The 17,677-nt window shown below is 49.1% G+C and carries 21 protein-coding genes and 1 riboswitch; of the genes, 2 read left to right on the forward strand and 19 right to left on the reverse strand.

Features of this window, described 5'->3' with window-relative positions; all coding sequences use genetic code 11:
* Nucleotides 1-423: 423 nt before the first annotated feature.
* The 19 genes from flhB to flgB are packed head-to-tail and all read right to left on the reverse strand — an operon-like array spanning nt 424 to nt 15,502.
* A complete protein-coding gene (flhB, locus tag KW93_RS02915; protein WP_033541467.1) occupies nt 424-1,512 on the reverse strand; it encodes a flagellar biosynthesis protein FlhB in 1,089 nt (362 codons plus the stop codon).
* Complete coding sequence (fliR, locus tag KW93_RS02920; RefSeq protein ID WP_033541468.1) at nt 1,513-2,292, reverse strand: flagellar biosynthetic protein FliR; 780 nt, start codon at nt 2,290-2,292, stop codon at nt 1,513-1,515. It lies immediately after the preceding gene.
* Between the two features lie 9 nt (nt 2,293-2,301).
* Nucleotides 2,302-2,571 (reverse strand): flagellar biosynthesis protein FliQ, encoded by a 270-nt coding sequence (gene fliQ, locus KW93_RS02925; protein WP_033541469.1) that lies wholly within the window; start codon nt 2,569-2,571, stop codon nt 2,302-2,304.
* A gap of 19 nt (nt 2,572-2,590) precedes the next feature.
* On the reverse strand, nt 2,591-3,277 hold the full coding sequence (fliP, locus tag KW93_RS02930) for a flagellar type III secretion system pore protein FliP (protein WP_442956609.1): 687 nt from the start codon (nt 3,275-3,277) through the stop codon (nt 2,591-2,593).
* On the reverse strand, nt 3,277-3,933 hold the full coding sequence (locus KW93_RS02935; protein WP_033541471.1) for a flagellar biosynthetic protein FliO: 657 nt from the start codon (nt 3,931-3,933) through the stop codon (nt 3,277-3,279). Before KW93_RS02935 ends, fliP begins: the two co-directional genes overlap by 1 nt.
* 26 nt (nt 3,934-3,959) lie before the next feature.
* Complete coding sequence (gene fliY / locus KW93_RS02940) at nt 3,960-5,027, reverse strand: flagellar motor switch phosphatase FliY (protein ID WP_033541472.1); 1,068 nt, start codon at nt 5,025-5,027, stop codon at nt 3,960-3,962.
* The gene (gene fliM, locus KW93_RS02945) at nt 5,014-6,006 is read right to left on the reverse strand and encodes a flagellar motor switch protein FliM (protein WP_033541473.1); all 993 of its coding nucleotides are present in this window, start codon (nt 6,004-6,006) and stop codon (nt 5,014-5,016) included. Before fliM ends, fliY begins: the two co-directional genes overlap by 14 nt.
* Before the next feature lie 13 nt (nt 6,007-6,019).
* Nucleotides 6,020-6,235, reverse strand: a complete 216-nt coding sequence (locus tag KW93_RS02950; RefSeq protein ID WP_033541474.1) for a flagellar FlbD family protein — start codon at nt 6,233-6,235, stop codon at nt 6,020-6,022.
* Between the two features lie 52 nt (nt 6,236-6,287).
* Nucleotides 6,288-7,157 carry a flagellar hook-basal body complex protein gene (locus tag KW93_RS02955; RefSeq protein ID WP_033541475.1) on the reverse strand — a complete coding sequence of 290 codons (870 nt, stop codon included), beginning with the start codon at nt 7,155-7,157 and terminating at the stop codon, nt 6,288-6,290.
* A gap of 42 nt (nt 7,158-7,199) precedes the next feature.
* The gene (gene flgD, locus KW93_RS02960; RefSeq protein WP_033541476.1) at nt 7,200-7,667 is read right to left on the reverse strand and encodes a flagellar hook assembly protein FlgD; all 468 of its coding nucleotides are present in this window, start codon (nt 7,665-7,667) and stop codon (nt 7,200-7,202) included.
* A 19-nt stretch (nt 7,668-7,686) separates the two neighbouring features.
* On the reverse strand, nt 7,687-9,024 hold the full coding sequence (locus KW93_RS02965) for a flagellar hook-length control protein FliK (RefSeq protein WP_033541477.1): 1,338 nt from the start codon (nt 9,022-9,024) through the stop codon (nt 7,687-7,689).
* Between the two features lie 29 nt (nt 9,025-9,053).
* A complete protein-coding gene (gene fliJ, locus KW93_RS02970) occupies nt 9,054-9,521 on the reverse strand; it encodes a flagellar export protein FliJ (protein ID WP_033541478.1) in 468 nt (155 codons plus the stop codon).
* A 3-nt stretch (nt 9,522-9,524) separates the two neighbouring features.
* Nucleotides 9,525-10,841 (reverse strand): flagellar protein export ATPase FliI, encoded by a 1,317-nt coding sequence (fliI, locus tag KW93_RS02975; protein WP_033541487.1) that lies wholly within the window; start codon nt 10,839-10,841, stop codon nt 9,525-9,527.
* A complete protein-coding gene (locus KW93_RS02980) occupies nt 10,822-11,619 on the reverse strand; it encodes a FliH/SctL family protein (protein ID WP_033541479.1) in 798 nt (265 codons plus the stop codon). Before KW93_RS02980 ends, fliI begins: the two co-directional genes overlap by 20 nt.
* Nucleotides 11,612-12,625, reverse strand: coding sequence for a flagellar motor switch protein FliG (gene fliG, locus KW93_RS02985; protein WP_033541480.1), 1,014 nt, complete (start codon nt 12,623-12,625; stop codon nt 11,612-11,614). The genes KW93_RS02980 and fliG overlap by 8 nt, the downstream gene beginning before the upstream one ends.
* A gap of 11 nt (nt 12,626-12,636) precedes the next feature.
* Nucleotides 12,637-14,280 (reverse strand): flagellar basal-body MS-ring/collar protein FliF, encoded by a 1,644-nt coding sequence (fliF, locus tag KW93_RS02990; protein WP_033541481.1) that lies wholly within the window; start codon nt 14,278-14,280, stop codon nt 12,637-12,639.
* Between the two features lie 25 nt (nt 14,281-14,305).
* Nucleotides 14,306-14,602, reverse strand: a complete 297-nt coding sequence (gene fliE, locus KW93_RS02995; RefSeq protein ID WP_033541482.1) for a flagellar hook-basal body complex protein FliE — start codon at nt 14,600-14,602, stop codon at nt 14,306-14,308.
* Between the two features lie 37 nt (nt 14,603-14,639).
* Nucleotides 14,640-15,095, reverse strand: a complete 456-nt coding sequence (flgC, locus tag KW93_RS03000; protein ID WP_033541483.1) for a flagellar basal body rod protein FlgC — start codon at nt 15,093-15,095, stop codon at nt 14,640-14,642.
* A 5-nt stretch (nt 15,096-15,100) separates the two neighbouring features.
* Complete coding sequence (flgB, locus tag KW93_RS03005; protein ID WP_033541484.1) at nt 15,101-15,502, reverse strand: flagellar basal body rod protein FlgB; 402 nt, start codon at nt 15,500-15,502, stop codon at nt 15,101-15,103.
* 88 nt (nt 15,503-15,590) lie between these two features.
* A riboswitch (cyclic di-GMP riboswitch) is annotated at nt 15,591-15,675 on the reverse strand.
* Nucleotides 15,676-15,886: 211 nt separating this feature from the next.
* Between flgB and KW93_RS03010 the strand changes: the two genes are divergently transcribed.
* Nucleotides 15,887-16,738, forward strand: coding sequence for a flagellar hook-basal body protein (locus KW93_RS03010; protein WP_033541485.1), 852 nt, complete (start codon nt 15,887-15,889; stop codon nt 16,736-16,738).
* A 15-nt stretch (nt 16,739-16,753) separates the two neighbouring features.
* Nucleotides 16,754-17,593, forward strand: coding sequence for a flagellar hook-basal body protein (locus KW93_RS17925; protein ID WP_033541486.1), 840 nt, complete (start codon nt 16,754-16,756; stop codon nt 17,591-17,593).
* Nucleotides 17,594-17,677: the final 84 nt, after the last annotated feature.

The following is a 17,677-nucleotide window of genomic DNA, read 5'->3' on the forward strand; positions in this document are numbered from 1 at the left end:
GTCTTATTGCTCCGCTCCGTCCTGAGCCGCGCCGGCGCTGGATAAGCTTCTGGAACTATGGTACAAAGCAACGACCACTTTTTGAAACAAGCACAAGGTTGAATTCCACTCGGGCTATCGCCCGAGTTGGTTCATCCTAACTTCTGGTTAAAGAGCTTTTTGCTCTTATCTAGGTGAACCTTCTATAGATGAATGAGCGGAAGAAGGCGAAGAGCAAAGATATGCTCCTGCATCGCTACGCTAGCTTCGTCGCAAACGATTTGCGCAAGCGCTAATCGTTTCCTGCGGGACTAAGAGCTAGTCCTGAGACCCCGCAGGTAGCGAAGCGGACGAGGAGGCTCAGGCAGCTCCCCGCGGAACGCGTCCTTCTGGAGTGAATTCATCAACCTTCTTTAACTATAAAATTACTTTTTTAAAATCTTTCTAACTGATCTTGCCTTTTAATCTGTAAATATATGCCAACACCTCGGCTACGGCCATGAAGAGATCTTCCGGCACGTAGTCGCCCACTTCCACTTGTGCGTAGAGCGCGCGGGCGAGCGGTTTATTTTCCATGATCACAATATCAAGTTCTCTTGCTTTTTCTTTAATTTTCAGTGCCAGATGGTCTTTGCCCATCGCAATTACCTGCGGGGCTTCCATCGTCTCGGCATCATATTTGATCGCAATCGCATAATGCGTCGGGTTCGTAATGAGCACATCCGCATTCGGCAAATCCTGGATCATCCGGTTCATGCTCATCTGCCGCTGTTTCTCTTTGATCTTCTGCTTGATGAGCGGGTCGCCTTCCGATTTCTTATATTCGTCTTTGATGTCCTGTTTCGACATCTTGATTCCTTTTTCGAACTCGTACTTCTGGTACATATAATCGAGCACTGCCAGACACAGCAGAATAATCGAAGCGGTCAATCCCAATTTGACGACCAGCCCGCCGACAAAACTCAGGGCGTGCGGGACACTTTGCTGGGACAATAAAAACAGTTCTTCTTTCGCCGACCACAGCACAAGAAAAGCTGCGGTTCCGATAATGGAGATTTTGAGTAAAGATTTGGCCAGTTCCACAAGTGCGCGCACCGAGAAAATCCGCTTTGCGCCTTTGATGGGATCGATTCGCTCGAGTTTCGCCATCAGCGGATCGGTCGAGAAAATCGGGCCGATTTGGATATAGTTTCCGAAAAAGCCGAAAATCAGTCCGATCAACGCCATCGGCACCATGATCTTCAATCCTTCAAATGACATCTGTTCAAGCAATGTCCGTGTGGATGCCGGGGTCAGTTCCCAGTTGAAGAATTGCGTAAGGTTCATTCGGAACATCGCAAGAATGCCATCCAGCATCCAGCCGCCTGTGAAATAAAGCAGCAGGATCCCGCCGAGCATGATCATCGCGGCAGCGACTTCGGGGCTTTTTGCGACCTGCCCTTTACGCTTCGACTCCTGCCTTTTCTGCGGCGTCGCTTTTTCGGTTTTCTCACCGGCGAAAAACTGAAGATCGAGCGTCAGTCGTTTCTGCATTTATGTCCCTCCCATCAACCTGACCAATTGCGCCATGCTCACCATGATTTTTTCGAATAAAAACTGCAGAAGATAGAAATAGATGGGCATCGTCAGGAGCAGCAGGACAAAACCTGCAAAAATCTTCACCGGAAAACCGACTGCGAAAATGTTTAATTGCGGCACGGTCTTCGCCAGAATTCCGAGCGCGACATCCACCAGGAACAGCGCGCCGACAATCGGCAAAGCAATTTGCAGAGCAATGGTAAACATTTGGACGAATAATGCCGATATAAAAGAAGCAAGGTCTCCCGCTTCAAAAGCGAAGGTCATCGTTTCAACCGGAAACAGCCGGAGACTGTGCATGACACCGTCGAGCAGCATGTGGTGACCGTTGACCGTCAGCATGAACAGCAGCGCCATCATGTACTTGAAATGGCCGATGATCGGGACCTGCGTCCCTGTTTGCGGATCCATGACATTGGCGATGGCAAAGCCCATCTGAAAGTCGATGAACGCACCGGCAACCTGCACGGCGTACAACAGCAGCGCCGCTGTAAACCCGAGCGCCAGCCCGACTCCGATTTCCTTGATGACCATTACTGTATAAAACGCATCCAGCACCACCGGCTCTTCAGCCGGCATAGTGGAAACCGACGTCAGCGCGATGAAAAATCCGAGCCCGATCTTGAATTGATTCGGCATGCCTTTCATCGAAAAAATCGGCGCGATCAGAAAGAAACTCGTAAACCGGATAAACACCAGCAAAAAATATGGCAGGATTTCTAAAATAGAATTCATTGCAGGCTCCTATCCGATTATTCGCGGTAGGCTCTGGAACAGGTTTCGCGTGTAATCCAGCAGCGTCGTCAGCATCCATGGTCCGAATACGACCAGTGAAATGAAAACGGCGAGGATTTTTGGGATGAACGCAAGCGTCTGTTCCTGGATCTGCGTCATCGCCTGGAACACACTGACCAAGAGGCCGACGCCAAGCGCAATCAACAGCATCGGCGCCGCAATGATAATAATTGTATAAATCGATTGTTCAGCCAGTTTGATTACCATATCTGGAGTCATTGAGTTCTTCCTTCCTTATCTAAAAACTGAGCAGCAGCGATTCGATGATGAGGTACCAGCCGTCGACCAGTACGAACAGCAAAATTTTGAACGGCAATGAAATCATCACTGGCGGCAGCATCATCATCCCCATCGCCATCAAGGTACTGGCCACGACCATGTCGATGATCAGGAACGGAATGAAAATGACGAAACCGATTTGGAATGCTGTCTTCAGCTCGCTGATGGCAAATGCCGGAATCAGCGAAGTCAGCGGAATTTCCGCGATGCTTTCAGGCTTTTCCAGTTCCGCATATTTATAGAACAAAGCGAGATCTTTTTCACGCGTGTGTTTCGCCATGAATTCTTTCATCGGCAGTGCAGCTGAGTCCATCGCTTCTTCCTGTCCGATTTCACCGTCCAGATACGGCTGAAGCGCCGTTTCATTTATTTCCGAGAAAATCGGAGCCATGATGAAAAAGGTAAGGAATAATGCGAGCCCGACCAGCACCTGGTTCGGCGGCATCGATTGTGTGCCGAGACCCGTCCGGACGAAAGACAGTACGATGATGATCCGCGTAAAGCTGGTCATCAGGATCAGGATGCCCGGCGCAATCGACAGAATCGTCAGCAGGAATAATAATTGCAAGGTTGTTGAGACGTCTTCCGGATTGTCGTTGCCAAAATCAATTCCGGGAATATTGACGAGAAGCAGGAGAGAGTCCATCATAGCGTGCGACCTTCTTTATCCTGCTTTTTTTCCAGATCTGTTTGCAGGCTGTCCTGCTTTTTACGCTGCTTTTCGAGGCTTTGTTTGAACAGCTGCTCAAACCCTTTCGTTTGGTAAGGGTTCTTTTCTGAAGCACCGCTGATTTTGTCTTTTATGAAACTGGTGACCGTCTTCGGCAATAACGGCGAAGCCTGGGCCTCCACGTCTTTTTCGATTCCATGGATTGCATCGTCTTCGGTGAATTCTTTGATCAATGTCACTTGATCGCCGACACCAATCAGATAAATCTGCCCGCCCACTTTTACAAGCTGCAGGGATTTATTGTTTCCTAAGGCTGTTCCGCCCATCAGCTTTACCGCCTGATTGGGCTGAAGGTTTTTCTGCTTCATCGACAGGAATTTAATGAGGCCATAAATCATGAAGACAATCAATAACGTATAAAGGATCAATTGGCCGATGACAGCGATAAAGCTTTTTTCTTCAGGTGCTGCAGCCTCTGCCGGCTGTTCCGGCTGTTCGACGGCCGGCTGGTCTGTGCCGTATGAGTCACTGACTTTTGGATCGGCCGCCTGTGCCGCGGACGGTGCCCATACTGCCGGCAGCGCCAGCAGCAGGATCATCATCAAAGTGTATAAAGACATTTTAGGGATCAAACTTGTAGACTCCTTACATAAAGGTATTAGCGAAGCTTCGAAATACGTTCTTCTGTCGACAGGATATCGGTAACGCGGACCCCGAAGTTTTCGTCGATGACCACGACTTCGCCCACGGCAATCAATTTGTCGTTGACCAGGATGTCGACCGGTTCCCCCGCCAGTTTATCGAGTTCGATGATCGATCCCTGGGAAACGCCGAGTATCTCTTTGACCGTCCGTTTTGTGCGGCCAAGTTCCACAGTCACTTTAAGCGGAATGTCCATCAGCATGTTCAAATTATTCGGTTCGGCGTTTGAAGCAGCCGTTTCGTCGAAACTTGAAAATTGCACCGGTTGGATGCTTGGAGATGAAACGGGTTGTTCTTTTGTATTGTGCAGCTTGTTGTCATTCGCTCGGTCAAATTGCATATCTTGTGTCTCCTCCAGCTTTTCCTCTTCATTCGATCCGGTCAGGATGCCGGCCATCTGTTTGGCCAGGCTCACCGGGATGCACATCTGGAATTCCGCGTGCTGCCCATTTTTCGCCTTTAATTCAAACGCGGCTTCGATAAACCATTCTTCCATTGTAAAATTGGCTGCCGGGAAATCTTCCCGTTGTTCAACAAGGTCCATGCCGGACAGTGAATGGGCCATTTCCAATTCCAATAAAGCGGAGAAAGTCTGGGACACGGATGCGTACATCTGCTGCACGATATCCTGAAGAATTTCAAATTGCCGTTCTGTATCTTCGTCTGAACTTTCCGGGTCGACCATCGCAACAAGCGCCTGCACCTGCTGTTTATTGACTGACACGAATTGGATGCCTGACAGGTCGCCAGTGTATTCACCAAGCAGCACGAAGAAAGGCGCCTGTGTATTCGACATCATGTCTGCTTTCGATTTCACCGACAATTTCGGCGAGCTTACCGCAGCCTGGTCACCCAGCACCAAAGACAGGACTGCCGATGAACTTCCCAGTGCCACGCTGAACAATTCCGTCAGCGCTTCGTTTTCAATTGTGGAAAGTGATGAGTTTGCCATCTTCTTTTCCTCCTTTTTGCTCCGGTTCAATAAGCCGTTTATTTCGTCTGGTGACAAATTACCAGTGACCATCGCTGTCATCTCCCTGCGTCTGAACTTCTGTAATCTGTACCGCCAAACGGCCTTTGGAAACCCCGGCCTGCGCAAAAAACTTCTGTTTTTCATCTACGAGCACCGTTACCGGATCCGAAAAGGATTCATGCAGACGGATGACATCGCCGTTTTTCAGGTTCAGGAAGTCTTCAATATTGATCGAAGAATTGCCCAACACCGCTTTAACATTCATTTTCGTGTTTTGGAGTTTTTTCTCCAAAGCAGCCACTTCATGGTTTTCTTTCGTTTTTTGCTGATTTGCGAGCCAATGCCGCGCCGAAAGTTTCGGCAGGATTTTTTCCAGCACCAAATGCGGCAGGCACAAATTGATGACGCCTTCGACTTCACCGATTTTCGTATGCAATGAAACCATGATGACCGTTTCATTCGGCGGCGACGTTGTCAGGAATTGCGGATTCACTTCAATTTCCTTTAACGATGGCGTCAGCCGGATCACTGATGTCCATGCTTCCTGGAAACAATCCAGCGCTTTGGCAAAAACCCGTTCGATGATGGACGTTTCAATTTCCGTCAGATCATTGGATTTATTCAGCGTATTGCCTTGTCCGCCGAGCAGACGGTCGAACATGACATACGCCACGTCCGGGGAAAATTCCATCACCATGCTGCCGGGCAGCGGGCTTGCTTCAAACACGCCAAGCAAAGAATTTTTTTCGATATTCTGGACAAATTCCTCATACGAATACTGTTCAACTGCCGTTACCGTCAGCTGAACATAAGTGCGCAGCTGCGTGGAAAAATAAGAAGTCAGCAGGCGCGCGAAGTTTTCGTGGATCCGAGTCAATGTGCGGATCTGATCCTGCGAAAAGCGCAGCGCTTTTTTGAAATCATAATTGCTTACTGTGCGTTCCTTGCCAATTTTATATGGCGCGGGCGTTTCTTTTTTTATGGAAGAAAGAATGGCATTTATATTGTCGTCTGATAAATGTTCTACCATGGGTGTTTCCTCCTCATTCCATCGGGGCAGGTTTCTGGACTGTCGGCAGGATGTTGATCTGCCGGTAATAGGCCGTCACTTTATCCGTGACTTCCGTGACCGATTCAAGCACATGTACCTTTTTGCCCGATACCAGCGTCACCACTGTATCCGGTGTCGCTTCGACTCTTTCGATATAAACCGCATTGATCGTGAACGGCGTCTGGTTCAGTTTAGTCAATAAAATCATCTAAAAGCGCCTATCGGGGGAAGTTCAGCTTCCCCCAGGCCGCCCTCCTTTATTATCGTTTCAAGTTGACGACTTCCTGAAGAATTTCGTCAGAAGTTGTGATGGTGCGCGAGTTTGCCTGGAATCCACGCTGTGCAATGATCATTTCTGTAAACTCTTCCGTTAGGTCAACGTTGGACATTTCGAGCATGCCGGAAGCGACGGAAGTGTTGGCAGCTGTGACTGATTGAAGGTTAATGCCGTCGGGACTTGCCATTCCAGTCATTTCATAAAGCGAGCCTCCAAATTTATTTAAGCCTGTTGGGTTTTGAGGATTTGAAATCGCCAATCCGAAAAGGATCGTCTCTGTACCATCAGCCTCTTTACCAATCACTTCACCTGCGCGGTTAATACTAAATGAATCGTATGTTCCAGCCGGAATATTAATTGGTGATGTAATATTTGTTTGCACTCTGACAGGATTTCCATTTGCATCATTTACAACATTTCCAGCTCCATCAAGTTGGTCAGCATATTGAAAGCCCATCACGTTATAACCTTGCGGGTCCACCAGATTTCCTTCATTCGTCACTGTGAAGTTTCCAGCTCGCGTTAAATACTGTCCATTATTTGTTCCCACATCGTCCGGATTCTGAACTACGAAGAAACCACTGCCCATCATAGCCAAATCGGTTCCAACACCTGTCGTCATCGAAGATCCCGGATTGTGGTTTACGTTGATCGAAGCCGTAGAAGATCCAAGACCGACCTGCATCGGGTTTGCTCCTCCGCCGGACATATTCTGGCTCAGCAGATCCTGGAAGTTAATCGTGTTCTTTTTGTAGCCGATCGTATTGACGTTGGAAATATTATTCCCGATGACATCCAGTTTCGTTTGGAAACCCTTCATTCCTGACACACCTGCATACATTGAACGCAACATTTAAATTTCCCCTTTCGAGTATCGTCCGTATTCCAATTGGAATCAGACAATCTCCTTATCATTTTTGGTTTCTGTATTCATTTCAATCCGGTTGATGGCTGTGAGCGGTATTTTCTTTCCGTCCTCCAGAAGTTCGATGGTCAGTTCGCCGTTCTTACTCGATAAAGCTTTCACGATGCCCTGTCCGGTTTCGGTTTTGCCGTTTATTTCATACGACCAGTCGACTGTGGTACCGATCAGGTTAGCGTGATCTGCTAGTGTCCCGTTGCCAGCGCCGCCGACAAATTTTGTCATCGTCTTGTTCAGGTTCGTCAATTGCTCCAGGCTGCTGAACTGCGCCATCTGGCCAATAAATTCTGTATCTTTCAGCGGTTCCATCGGATCCTGATGCTTCATCTGTGTGACGAGAATTTTCAGGAAAGCATCCTGGCCAAGCGTGTTTTGCGGATCTGCCGTTTTCGCAGCCGTCCCCGCCATCGTCTGGGCTGTTGTTGTATTCGCAACGTTCATCAGAACACCTCTTTTCTTATTAAACTGTGTAATCCACTTTCATCGTTCCGGATTCGAAGGGGCTTCGCCGTTCAGCTGATTTTTCGTCCAGCTGCTGGTAGCCATTGGGTTCACGTCCAGCGGCATTTTGTCTCTGCTGCTGCTGGGCGAAGCGCTGTTCGGCCTGTGCGTTCTGCTGACCTAGCGATTGCTGTGAATTGTTTTGAACCACTTCAATCTTTTCAACAGTCAAACCCTGCTGAATCAATGTGTTCCGCAACCCATTCAGCTGCAGATCCAGTGCATCTTTCGCCGCCAGGCTGCTGGTAAAAATCTGTGCTGCAATCTTGCCGTTCGTTTCCGTCAGCCGAATATCGAGATGGCCCAGATGGTCCGGTGTGATATTCACTTTGATCTGTGTGCTTTCACCATTCGTGCTCATGCGCAGTGAGTTTTTAAAAACTTCTCCCAGTTCTTCGGTCAGGTTGTTCATCCGTATAACTGGAGTCGGAGTCGGCCGCGGCTGAGTTGTCTGCGATGGTGCTGCTGCCGGTTTTACTGAATCTGCGGCAGCTGCAGGTTGCACCGTGCCCTGCCTGGTGTCATCCTGCTGTGAAGCTTCCTGTTGCTGTCCTCCGTCGCTTCTGCCCGCAGTGACAACAGCGGCTGCCGGCTGCGCTTTGATCGTTTCCGGTTCATCGGCATTTCGGGTGTTTGCTTCTCCGATTAATTTCAACGATTTATCCGTCTCAGCTGCGGCAATGACTCCGAGCTTTGCTACCTGTTCAGGCTGTACCGCTGCCAGTTTCTTTCCGCCGTCCGCCAGTGATTCGGTGAATTCCGTAATTTTAGCTGTTATTTTTTCGATATTCGCAGCATTTAAAGTAATCGATTTTCCTTCGACCCCCTTAAAAGCTTCGGCCGCATCGAATTTATTGGTATCAGCCGTAGAAACGCCAGGTAAAATGTCACTCAGTTTTTTGACGAGTTCAATAAGTTTCACCTGAACTTCTTTGGAAACTGCTTCTTTTTCAACAACAGGCATAACCGCTATGAACTTTCGGCTGGCTTCCATATCCAAAGAAATGGGTTTTTCTTTCTGTTCGGCAGGGACCTGAATCCCTTGGATCATTTGCACCAATTCATACATACGCTGTTGCTGTGTTTCCGTCAGTTCTTCGACCGGCAGCTCCTGCAGCGCAGTAAGCAAATCTTCAATCTGATTCATCAGCTGTGCCGGCAGCGCTTCCTGCCCTTCGCTGCTCTCTTCTGCGCCTCCTGCCAGCGACTGGAGAAGGCTTGAGAAAGCATTCGAACCTTCAGCCGGAGAAGCGGTTTTGGCTCCCGCAGTATCCATAGAAGGTTTTACAGTATTCATTGAAATAGTTCCTATCGTCGTTATCGGATTCACCCTCTTTCAGCGGCAGTTGCCTGTGCTACGCGGTAAAATCTGGTGCTCGCCAGTTCATCGAAGAAATTCTGTTCCTGTGTTTTCTTTTCTTCCTGAAATTTATACAGCTCCTGCTCTTTCAGATTGTCCCAGGTCTTTTCTTCCTGCGCTTTCTGCTGCAGGTGATTTTGGGTTCTGGAAACATTGCCTTTCAGGAATTCCAGTTCGCGATTTGTGACAGCCGATTCCTTCTGCAGCTGGTTTATGTACATTTCAAGCATGCGCAATTCGGCGATATTGACGCCGCCTTGCTCTTTTTCCCGCTTCAGGTGCTCAGCTTCCTGCAGTTTATCTGTAATGGCCATGCTTTTCTGATAGCCCGCCTGCTCTTTTTTTATGGCGTCGGCCATCTGAATCTGGGCAAAGCCTTTTTCATTCTCTTTCAGTTCCAGTATTTTTTGAAAACGAAAATTGAATTGCGTCAATTCCTAGTCCCCCCCAAATTGCTCTGTCAATTTTTCAATGCTTGCTTCGAGAGTGGTTACTTCATAGATGTCCTGCTGCAGATATTCTCTGATCAGCGGATAGGACCGGATCGCCTGATCGATTTCTTTATTGGCGCCCGCTTTATAGGCTCCGATATTGATCAGGTCTTCCGCCGAATCATAGGCCGACAGCATCTTTTTGAACCCGACGGCAGCCTGCTGATGCTCGGGCGACACAACTTCATGCATGACGCGGCTGACGCTGGCCATTACATTAATGGCCGGAAACTGTCCTTTTTGCGCAATTTTTCGGTCTAGCACGATATGGCCGTCTAGAATCCCGCGCACTGCATCCGCAATCGGTTCGTTCATGTCATCGCCGTCGACGAGTACGGTGTAAAACGCTGTAATCGACCCTTTTGCCGAGGTGCCGGATCGTTCCAGTAATTTTGGCAATAAAGCAAAAACACTCGGCGTGTAGCCTTTGCTTGTCGGCGGTTCACCAACCGCCAGGCCAACTTCACGCTGCGCCATCGCAAACCGCGTGACCGAATCCATCATCAGCATGACGTTTTTGCCCTGATCCCGGAAATATTCCGCGATTGTCGTCGCTGTCATCGCGCCTTTGATGCGCTGCAGCGGTGTCTGATCGGAAGTCGCCGCGACGATGACCGATTTCTTCAGCCCTTCAGGACCAAGATCCCGTTCAATAAAGTCGCGCACTTCACGTCCACGCTCACCGACCAGTGCGATGACATTGACGTCCGCTTCCGTGTTGCGGGCAATCATGCCGAGCAGCGTACTTTTGCCGACGCCGCTTCCGGCGAAAACGCCGATGCGTTGGCCCTGCCCAACTGTCAGCAATCCGTCAATCGCACGGACGCCGACTTCCAGCGGCTTGTCGATACGCGGTCGCTGCAATGGATTCGGCGGTGCGTTGTTCGTTGAATATTTCTTCAGGCCTTTCGGCAGACGGGTTTCATCCAGTGGATTGCCGGTGCCGTCCAGCACTTTCCCGAGAATCGACGGTCCCACTTTGATTTGCAGCGGAACACCCGTTGCCACCACGAGACAGCCTGGTCCAATCTGCGAAATATCATCCAGCGGCATCAGCATCAGTTTATTTTCCCGGAAACCGACCACTTCTGCTTCAATCGGTTTTTCGTAATGGTTCGGATAAAGGAGGCATATCTCGCCGATTTTGGCGTTCGGCCCTTTGGATTCAATCGTCAAGCCGATGACCTGCACCACTTTTCCGTGTTTTTTAATCGGTTCGACTTCGTCGATCAACGCCAGGTAATCATCTTGCCGCTGGTTCATCATTTGTTTTCTCCTCACAATACGCGAGTAAATGCTTTTTGATCTCCTCCAGCTGGCTGTCGATGGTCACATCATATGAACCGCTCGGCGTATGCAGCATGCAGCCGCCTGAAGCGACACTTGCCACTGGAATCAGTTTTAATTCACAATCTGCCCTTACATAGGTTTTAAGTTCCTCCAGGAAGGGTAAAAGGAATGGGTAGTCTTCCAAAGACACCTGCATCGTGATGTCTTCGGCTTCTTCGATGTGCTTTAAAGCCTGTTTGACAATCGACAGCAGCTGCTCATCATGCTGCTTGAGCTCTTCTTTGATGACGCGTTCCGCAATGCGGACACTGAGCGACAATAAAAAAGTCTCAGCTTCCTGAATGATTTTCGACTTTTCGCTATAGGCTTCCCGGACCAGCCCTTCCATTTCGAGGCGCTTTTCTCGGAAGTCTTCTTCTGCTTGGGCATAACCCTGTTGTTTGCCGGCTTCGAAGCCTTGCGCCGTCGCTTCATCAGCCAGACGTTCGGCTTCGCTCTGCGCCTCAGTCCGCGCCTGTTCCCACCATGCTTCGATATCGGAACGCGCCTGTAGCTGCTGCTCTTCCAACTCTTTTTCAAGTTCGGCTTTCTGTGCCAATAAAGCTTCAATTTCCTGTTTTACAGAGAGTTTCTGCTGTTCAGGATCCTGCTCTTCAACAGGTCCCTGAACCTTTTTGAATTCGATTTTTTTCGGCTGAAGGATTTTCATTTCGACCGGTATGCCGTGATGATAGCGGATAACGTTAGACAATCAGCTCATCTCCATCTCCGCGGGATACCATGATTTCGCCTTTCTCTTCCAGGCTGCGGACCAGTGCGACAATATTCGTCTGCGCATTTTCCACATCTTTCAGTTTCACAGGTCCCATCACATCGATTTCATCACGTATCACTTCCGCACGGCGGGCAGACATATTCGAGAAGATGCCTTCTTTGACGTCTTCGCTTGCCACTTTCAGGGCAAATGTCAGGTCGCCATCCGAAACTTCACGGATGACACGCTGGATTGAACGTGTTTCAAGCGTAATGATGTCTTCAAACACAAACATCCGTTTCTTGATTTCAGCGACAAGTTCCGGACTTTCGATTTCCAGTTCCGAAAGGATCGCTTTTTCTGTTCCTCTGTCGACGTTGTTCAGCACCTGTACGACTGCCTCAACTCCGCCGGTAGCTGTATAATCCTGAGCTCCGGAAGCTGACAGCTTGCGTTCGATGATCTGTTCCACCTGATGGATCACTTCCGGGGAAGTGCTTTCCATCAGCGCGATGCGTTTCGCCACTTCCGCCTGTTTAGAGGGCGGCAACTGGGAAATGACCTGCGACGACTGCTTGGAATCCAGATAGGACAGCACCAGTGCAATCGTCTGGGCGTGCTCATGCTGCAGGATATTGAACAGCTGATTCGGATCTGCTCTTCTAGCGAAATTGAATGGTTTGACATGAAGCCTGCTCGTCAGGCGGCCGATTGTATCCATTGCACGGTCTTTACCCAACGCTTTTTCCAAAATATCACGCGCATATTCCAGGCCGCCTTCGTCCATGAAATCCTGGCCCAGAATCATTTCATAAAATTCATCAATCACTTTTTCCGTCTGGCTGCTTTTCAGCTGCCGCACGTTTGAGATTTCCATCGTCAACTGGTCGATTTCCGGTTCCGTCAGCTGTTTGAAAATCTCGACAGCCACATCCGGGCCGAGACCTACCAGCAAAACGGCCACTTTCTGCACACCCGTTAACTCTTTCGCAGTTTTAACCACAAGTCACACTCCTACTCTTCCGACATCCACGTACGCAGTAATTTCGTGAAATCCTCCGGACGGCCTTTTGCCAGCTTTTCAATCGTTTTCCGTTTCGGATTCGACCGTGAGTCAAATTCCGAAAGGTCGATTTCCGGTTCTTCCGCCTTCATCGATTCCGATTCAATTGCTGAAACAGGCTGTTCGAACAGATCAAATCCGAAATCCTCTTCAATCACTTCACGTTTTCTTCTCATTAATACAAAAATCAGGCTTCCGATAATCAGGATCAGCGCAACGGCTGCCCCTGCCACCAATAAGAGGCTGTTTGGAATCTGGCCGAACCAATTGTCGATCGGATCCACTTCTTCAACAACCGGTTTGCCCTGAAATTCTGTCGCAAATATCGAAATGCGGTCATCCAGTGCAAGTGCGTCGATATCTCCGCCATTCATGCTGAGCGCCGCGGCTACTGTATTGCCGAGCAAATTCCGGATATCGCCCATCATGGCAAGTGTCAAACTGTCCGGATTACCCGGTACAGGCGGTTCAACGCCCACATTGATCGTAATATCGTCGATCACATACGGGCTCATCTCGATCTGGCGGTGGATGCGGTTGACTTCGCGGTTGATCCGCTCTTCCGTCCGTTCCGATTCACTGTTTCCGCCGGCACCGGTTGCAGGGTAATTGGCGACTTCGCTTTCTCCCGTTCCCGCTGCTTCCTCCACTTCCGCGCCTTCACTCGAATAACTTTCCACAATGCGTTCCACGCTGATATCGATGCCTTCGCCTGTTTCTTCATTGACTGCTTCGACCAGCTGTTCTTCGCGTTTTTCTTTCGTGAAATCGACACTCGCCATCACCGACACAACCACTTTGTCGCGTCCCAGCAATAAACCGAGCATCTGCTGTAATTCTTTTTGGATATCCTGTTCAATGTCCCGTTTGATATCGCGCTGCTGCTGATAAACGGACAGCGCCGTATCGGCAGGCGTTTCATCTTCCATCGTGAATGTCTGTCCGTTCTGATCCATAATAACTATCTGATCGGAAGGCAGACTCGGCACACTCTTGCTGATCAAATGGAACAGGCCGTTTATCTGCTTCTGGTCCATTTGGAAAGACGGTGCGCCCTGAATGACGACAGAAGCGGTCGCCACCTGTTCATCATCCGTCAGCCAGACATTTTCCTTCGGCAGCGTAATCATGACATTGGCATCCGTTACACCGTCAATCTGACGGATCAGCATCGCCAATTCGTTCTGCATCGCGTCGCGTTCCACGACATCAAAATGGCGGTCCGTCATGCCGAGCCCCATATTGTCACTGAAAATGCTGTAGTTTACGTTACCATTTTTCGGAATTCCTTCGGCAGCCAGGCTGACTTTCAAGTTTGCCACCTGTTCCGCCGGCACGCTGATCGTCTTTCCGTCAGACGACACTTCCGCGAGTATTCCCTGTGATTCAATGGCCGCTTTGATCTCACCGGTTTCAGCCGGATCCAGGTTCGAGTACAGCGGTGTCATGTCAGACTTGGAACCGAGAAATACGAAAAAGAGCAACAGCAGAAAAGTAATAAAAAATGAGCCGATTATCGTCCATTTAATCTTCGGCGAAATATTTCCCCACGTCTCCGTGAATTTGGTTCTATAGATTCCCAACTTCTCTTTCATCGATCACTCATCCTATTTCCCAGAATCATACCTGCATTCTCATAACTTCCTGATAAGCTTCCACGACTTTATTGCGCACCTGCATGGTCAGCTCGAGTGACAGACTCGCTTTTTCGGAAGCGATCATCACTTCATGGATATTCTCCACTTGCCCTGTTGCCAGTTCCGTCGTCAGCTTATCGGACGTTTGCTGCGCCTGATTGACGTTTTGAATTGCCTGCTTGAAAATCTCGCCGAACCCTTCGACTTTGTTTTCAGGTTTTACAATCGGGTTTGTCAGCCCCTGTATAAATGGTGTCTGTATCTGATTGATTGGATTCATCTTGTTTCCCCCAGGTTCTTTCTATAGTAGGAAGTGATTACTTCCCGATTTCCAGCGCCTTCATGAACATGCTTTTCGATGCGTTCAGCGCCGTTACGTTCGCTTCGTAGGAACGGGTTGCTGACATGAGGTCGACCATTTCCTTGATGGGATCGACATTCGGCAGCTGGACATAGCCATTTTCATCGGCGTCCGGATGGCTCGGGTCGTAATTCAATGTGAAAGGTGCGTTGTCTTCTTTGATGCGCGAAACAGACACTCCTGATACGTTATTGTTTCCATTGCCCATCATCGCCTGCAATTTCTGCTCAAACGGTGATACGCCGCTTTGCGTCAGTTCCACTGTTTTCCGGCGGTACGGCGTCCATTCGCCGTTGACCATGCGCGAGCGGGTCGTTTCCGCATTGGCAATATTGGCAGATACCACATCCATGCGAAGGCGGTTCGCCGTCAGCCCCGAGGCACTGATATTGAAACTATTGAATAAGCTCATCCGAATTATCTCCCTCCGCTGATAACGGAACTCAGGCTGCGGAACTTCCCGCTGATTCTGTCCGTCACTGCATTATATAGAAGCTGGTTCTTCGCCAGTTCCGCCATTTCAACATCCATGTCGACGTTGTTGCCGTTGATTTTGTATTCCGTATTTTCATTGACGGTAACGCGTGGATCGAATTGTGAGGATTCATTGGTGAACGAAATATGTTTGGGATCGGTCCTGTAACTGGACATGGCCTGTTTGCTCGCTGCATTTTTCAGCGCCGTTTCAAAATCGACCTGCTTGCTCTTGTAACCGGGCGTGTCGACATTGGCAATATTCGCCGTATGTGTCTGCTGCTTCAAGGCTGAAGTTGATAAAGCCCGTTCCAGCGACTGGATTGTGGGTGAAATGAGATTCAATTTCCTTCCTCCTGTTCAATATGTATCGAATTGCTGCAAATAAAAATCCACCTCTAACAAAGGTGGACAAGCCGCTAAGCTTCCATCTTTCGGTGACCCGGCTGCCGTATATCTGCATACTTAGACCCGTGGTTTTGCGTCCTTTCCTTTCGAAAAGTTTGCCTTTTTCAGGATTTGTTTTAATACTTTTTTCTTTTAAACTCATACTTTTTTCTCATTTTGAAAAGCAGTTCCAAGTTATAGTATCATATAAATAAAAAATTGTATATTTTTGATTAAAAATTTTTTATTGTATTTTATTTCCATAAAGGCTACCATGATTGTCAATAAAATGTTATGCTCAATCATAATACTATTTGTTTTTCGAGAGGAAGAGATCGAACAATGTTTCGTGGTTTATATACTGCCACATCAGGGATGATGGCGAATAACAGGCAACAGCAGGTGCTTACCAATAATCTTGCAAATGCCGCAACTCCCGGTTTCAAGAAAGACCAAACCGTTATGCGCGCGTTTCCCGAACAATTGATCAAAGCAATGGAAAGCGGCGGTACGACTGCCGGAGGAGCCAAACTTCCAGGCACTCAAAAGAGCATCGGTTCCCTGCATACAGGAGTTTATACGCAGGAAGGAATTCCTTCATTTATACAAGGCTCTTTGAAGAACACAGGCAATTCGGCTGATCTGGCTTTGCTCAGTTCTGCACTTCCCGTCAATCCTGACACCGGTCAGCAAGGAGCCGTAAGCTTTGCCGTTGCGCTTCCGAACAACGAAATCCGTTACACGCAGAACGGACAATTCACTGTAAACGCTGACGGATTCCTGACAACGGCTCAAGGGTTCAATGTTTTAAACCAGGACTTACAGCCTATTAGAGTAAATTCGAATGAATTTACGATTGGTGAAAACGGACAAATTACACTAGCTGACGGCACCGCGGCTAATTCCTTATTCCTGGCTTACACAGAGAATCCGCAGCAGTTTGTGAAGGAAGGCCAAAATCTTCTCCGCTGGGCAGGTGCCCCGGGAGCGGCTCCGGTAGCCATTGAAGCAGCCGGTCTCGGCAACACCGGTCCACTTGTGCAGCAAGGCTACATCGAACAATCGAATGTGGATTTGACACAAACCATGACCGATATGATGAAAACCTACCGCGGATTCGAATCAAACCAGAAAATAATCCAGGCCTACGACCGCAGCATGGAAAAAGCGGTCAATGAAATCGGCAGGGTATAAGGGAGCTCCTAAACGATGAACATCCAAATGAATTCCGCGGCTTCCTCGATGCGCGAATTACAGAAAAAAATCGACACCATCGCGAATAATATCGCCAACGTCAACACGACCGGATACAAACGGCAGGAAGCTAATTTCGCCGACGCCCTTGTCCAGTCGTTCGAAAAACAGGCCGGCCCGCTTGAAACCGGCCGCCGGACACCAAACGGCATCCGCGTCGGCGCAGGCGCGAACGTTTCACAAATTGCGCTGCGCACCAACCAGGGCTCAGCCATCCAGACCGGCCGCGAACTCGATTTCATGATTACGGGCGAAACCGGATTTTTCCGGGTCGAGTCTGAAGGCAACACCTATTACACGAAAAACGGCTCGTTCAACCTCGTGCCGAATGCAGCCGGCAATCAATTAAACCTGATTACCGCTAACGGTGAAGGCGTTCTTGGCGCAAACAACCAGCCGATTTCAATCGACAGCGATTACGATAAAATCACAGTCAATGAAAACGGAACATTGGATGTAACCTACAAGACGGCCGGCAAACCGGCAGATGCCTTCCAATTGAGCATCGCCGAAATCACCCGGCCGGACCTTCTCCAGAAAACCGGCGGCAACCTTTATGAACTTCCTGGCACAGAAGCGGAGCAGGTAGCGAACGGCACATTGCAGGTTCTGAATCTGGCCAATGGCAACGACGGCTCGATCCGCGTCGGCCAGGGATCACTGGAAATGTCCAACGTTAACCTGACCGATGAAATGACCGAACTGATTGCAACCCAGCGCCTCCTTCAATCCCAGAGCCGCGCGATTTCCTTTGCGGATGATATGCGCGGGCTTGTGAATACGATTAGAGGGTAATAGGAAAAGCGTAAGCGCCCGTTAAGCTCTGACAGGCATAAGGTGAAACAGCGCAGTGGCGTCTTTTGCCACGCAGCTGGTTTG

Source organism: Planococcus sp. CAU13, from assembly GCF_000775575.1.
In the GTDB taxonomy this organism is placed as follows: domain Bacteria; phylum Bacillota; class Bacilli; order Bacillales_A; family Planococcaceae; genus Planococcus.

Excerpts from the sequence above, each read along its gene's own strand:
- flhB (WP_033541467.1), bottom strand. The coding sequence starts at position 1,512 with ATGCAGAAACGACTGACGCTCGATCTTCAGTTTTTCGCCGGTGAGAAA.
- fliR (WP_033541468.1), bottom strand. The coding sequence starts at position 2,292 with ATGAATTCTATTTTAGAAATCCTGCCATATTTTTTGCTGGTGTTTATC.
- fliQ (WP_033541469.1), bottom strand. The coding sequence starts at position 2,571 with ATGACTCCAGATATGGTAATCAAACTGGCTGAACAATCGATTTATACA.
- fliP (WP_442956609.1), bottom strand. The coding sequence starts at position 3,277 with ATGGACTCTCTCCTGCTTCTCGTCAATATTCCCGGAATTGATTTTGGC.
- fliY (WP_033541472.1), bottom strand. The coding sequence starts at position 5,027 with ATGGTCACTGGTAATTTGTCACCAGACGAAATAAACGGCTTATTGAAC.
- fliM (WP_033541473.1), bottom strand. The coding sequence starts at position 6,006 with ATGGTAGAACATTTATCAGACGACAATATAAATGCCATTCTTTCTTCC.
- KW93_RS02950 (WP_033541474.1), bottom strand. The coding sequence starts at position 6,235 with ATGATTTTATTGACTAAACTGAACCAGACGCCGTTCACGATCAATGCG.
- KW93_RS02955 (WP_033541475.1), bottom strand. The coding sequence starts at position 7,157 with ATGTTGCGTTCAATGTATGCAGGTGTGTCAGGAATGAAGGGTTTCCAA.
- flgD (WP_033541476.1), bottom strand. The coding sequence starts at position 7,667 with ATGAACGTTGCGAATACAACAACAGCCCAGACGATGGCGGGGACGGCT.
- KW93_RS02965 (WP_033541477.1), bottom strand. The coding sequence starts at position 9,024 with ATGAATACTGTAAAACCTTCTATGGATACTGCGGGAGCCAAAACCGCT.
- fliI (WP_033541487.1), bottom strand. The coding sequence starts at position 10,841 with ATGAACCAGCGGCAAGATGATTACCTGGCGTTGATCGACGAAGTCGAA.
- fliF (WP_033541481.1), bottom strand. The coding sequence starts at position 14,280 with ATGAAAGAGAAGTTGGGAATCTATAGAACCAAATTCACGGAGACGTGG.
- fliE (WP_033541482.1), bottom strand. The coding sequence starts at position 14,602 with ATGAATCCAATCAATCAGATACAGACACCATTTATACAGGGGCTGACA.
- flgC (WP_033541483.1), bottom strand. The coding sequence starts at position 15,095 with ATGAGCTTATTCAATAGTTTCAATATCAGTGCCTCGGGGCTGACGGCG.
- KW93_RS03010 (WP_033541485.1), top strand. The coding sequence starts at position 15,887 with ATGTTTCGTGGTTTATATACTGCCACATCAGGGATGATGGCGAATAAC.
- KW93_RS17925 (WP_033541486.1), top strand. The coding sequence starts at position 16,754 with ATGAACATCCAAATGAATTCCGCGGCTTCCTCGATGCGCGAATTACAG.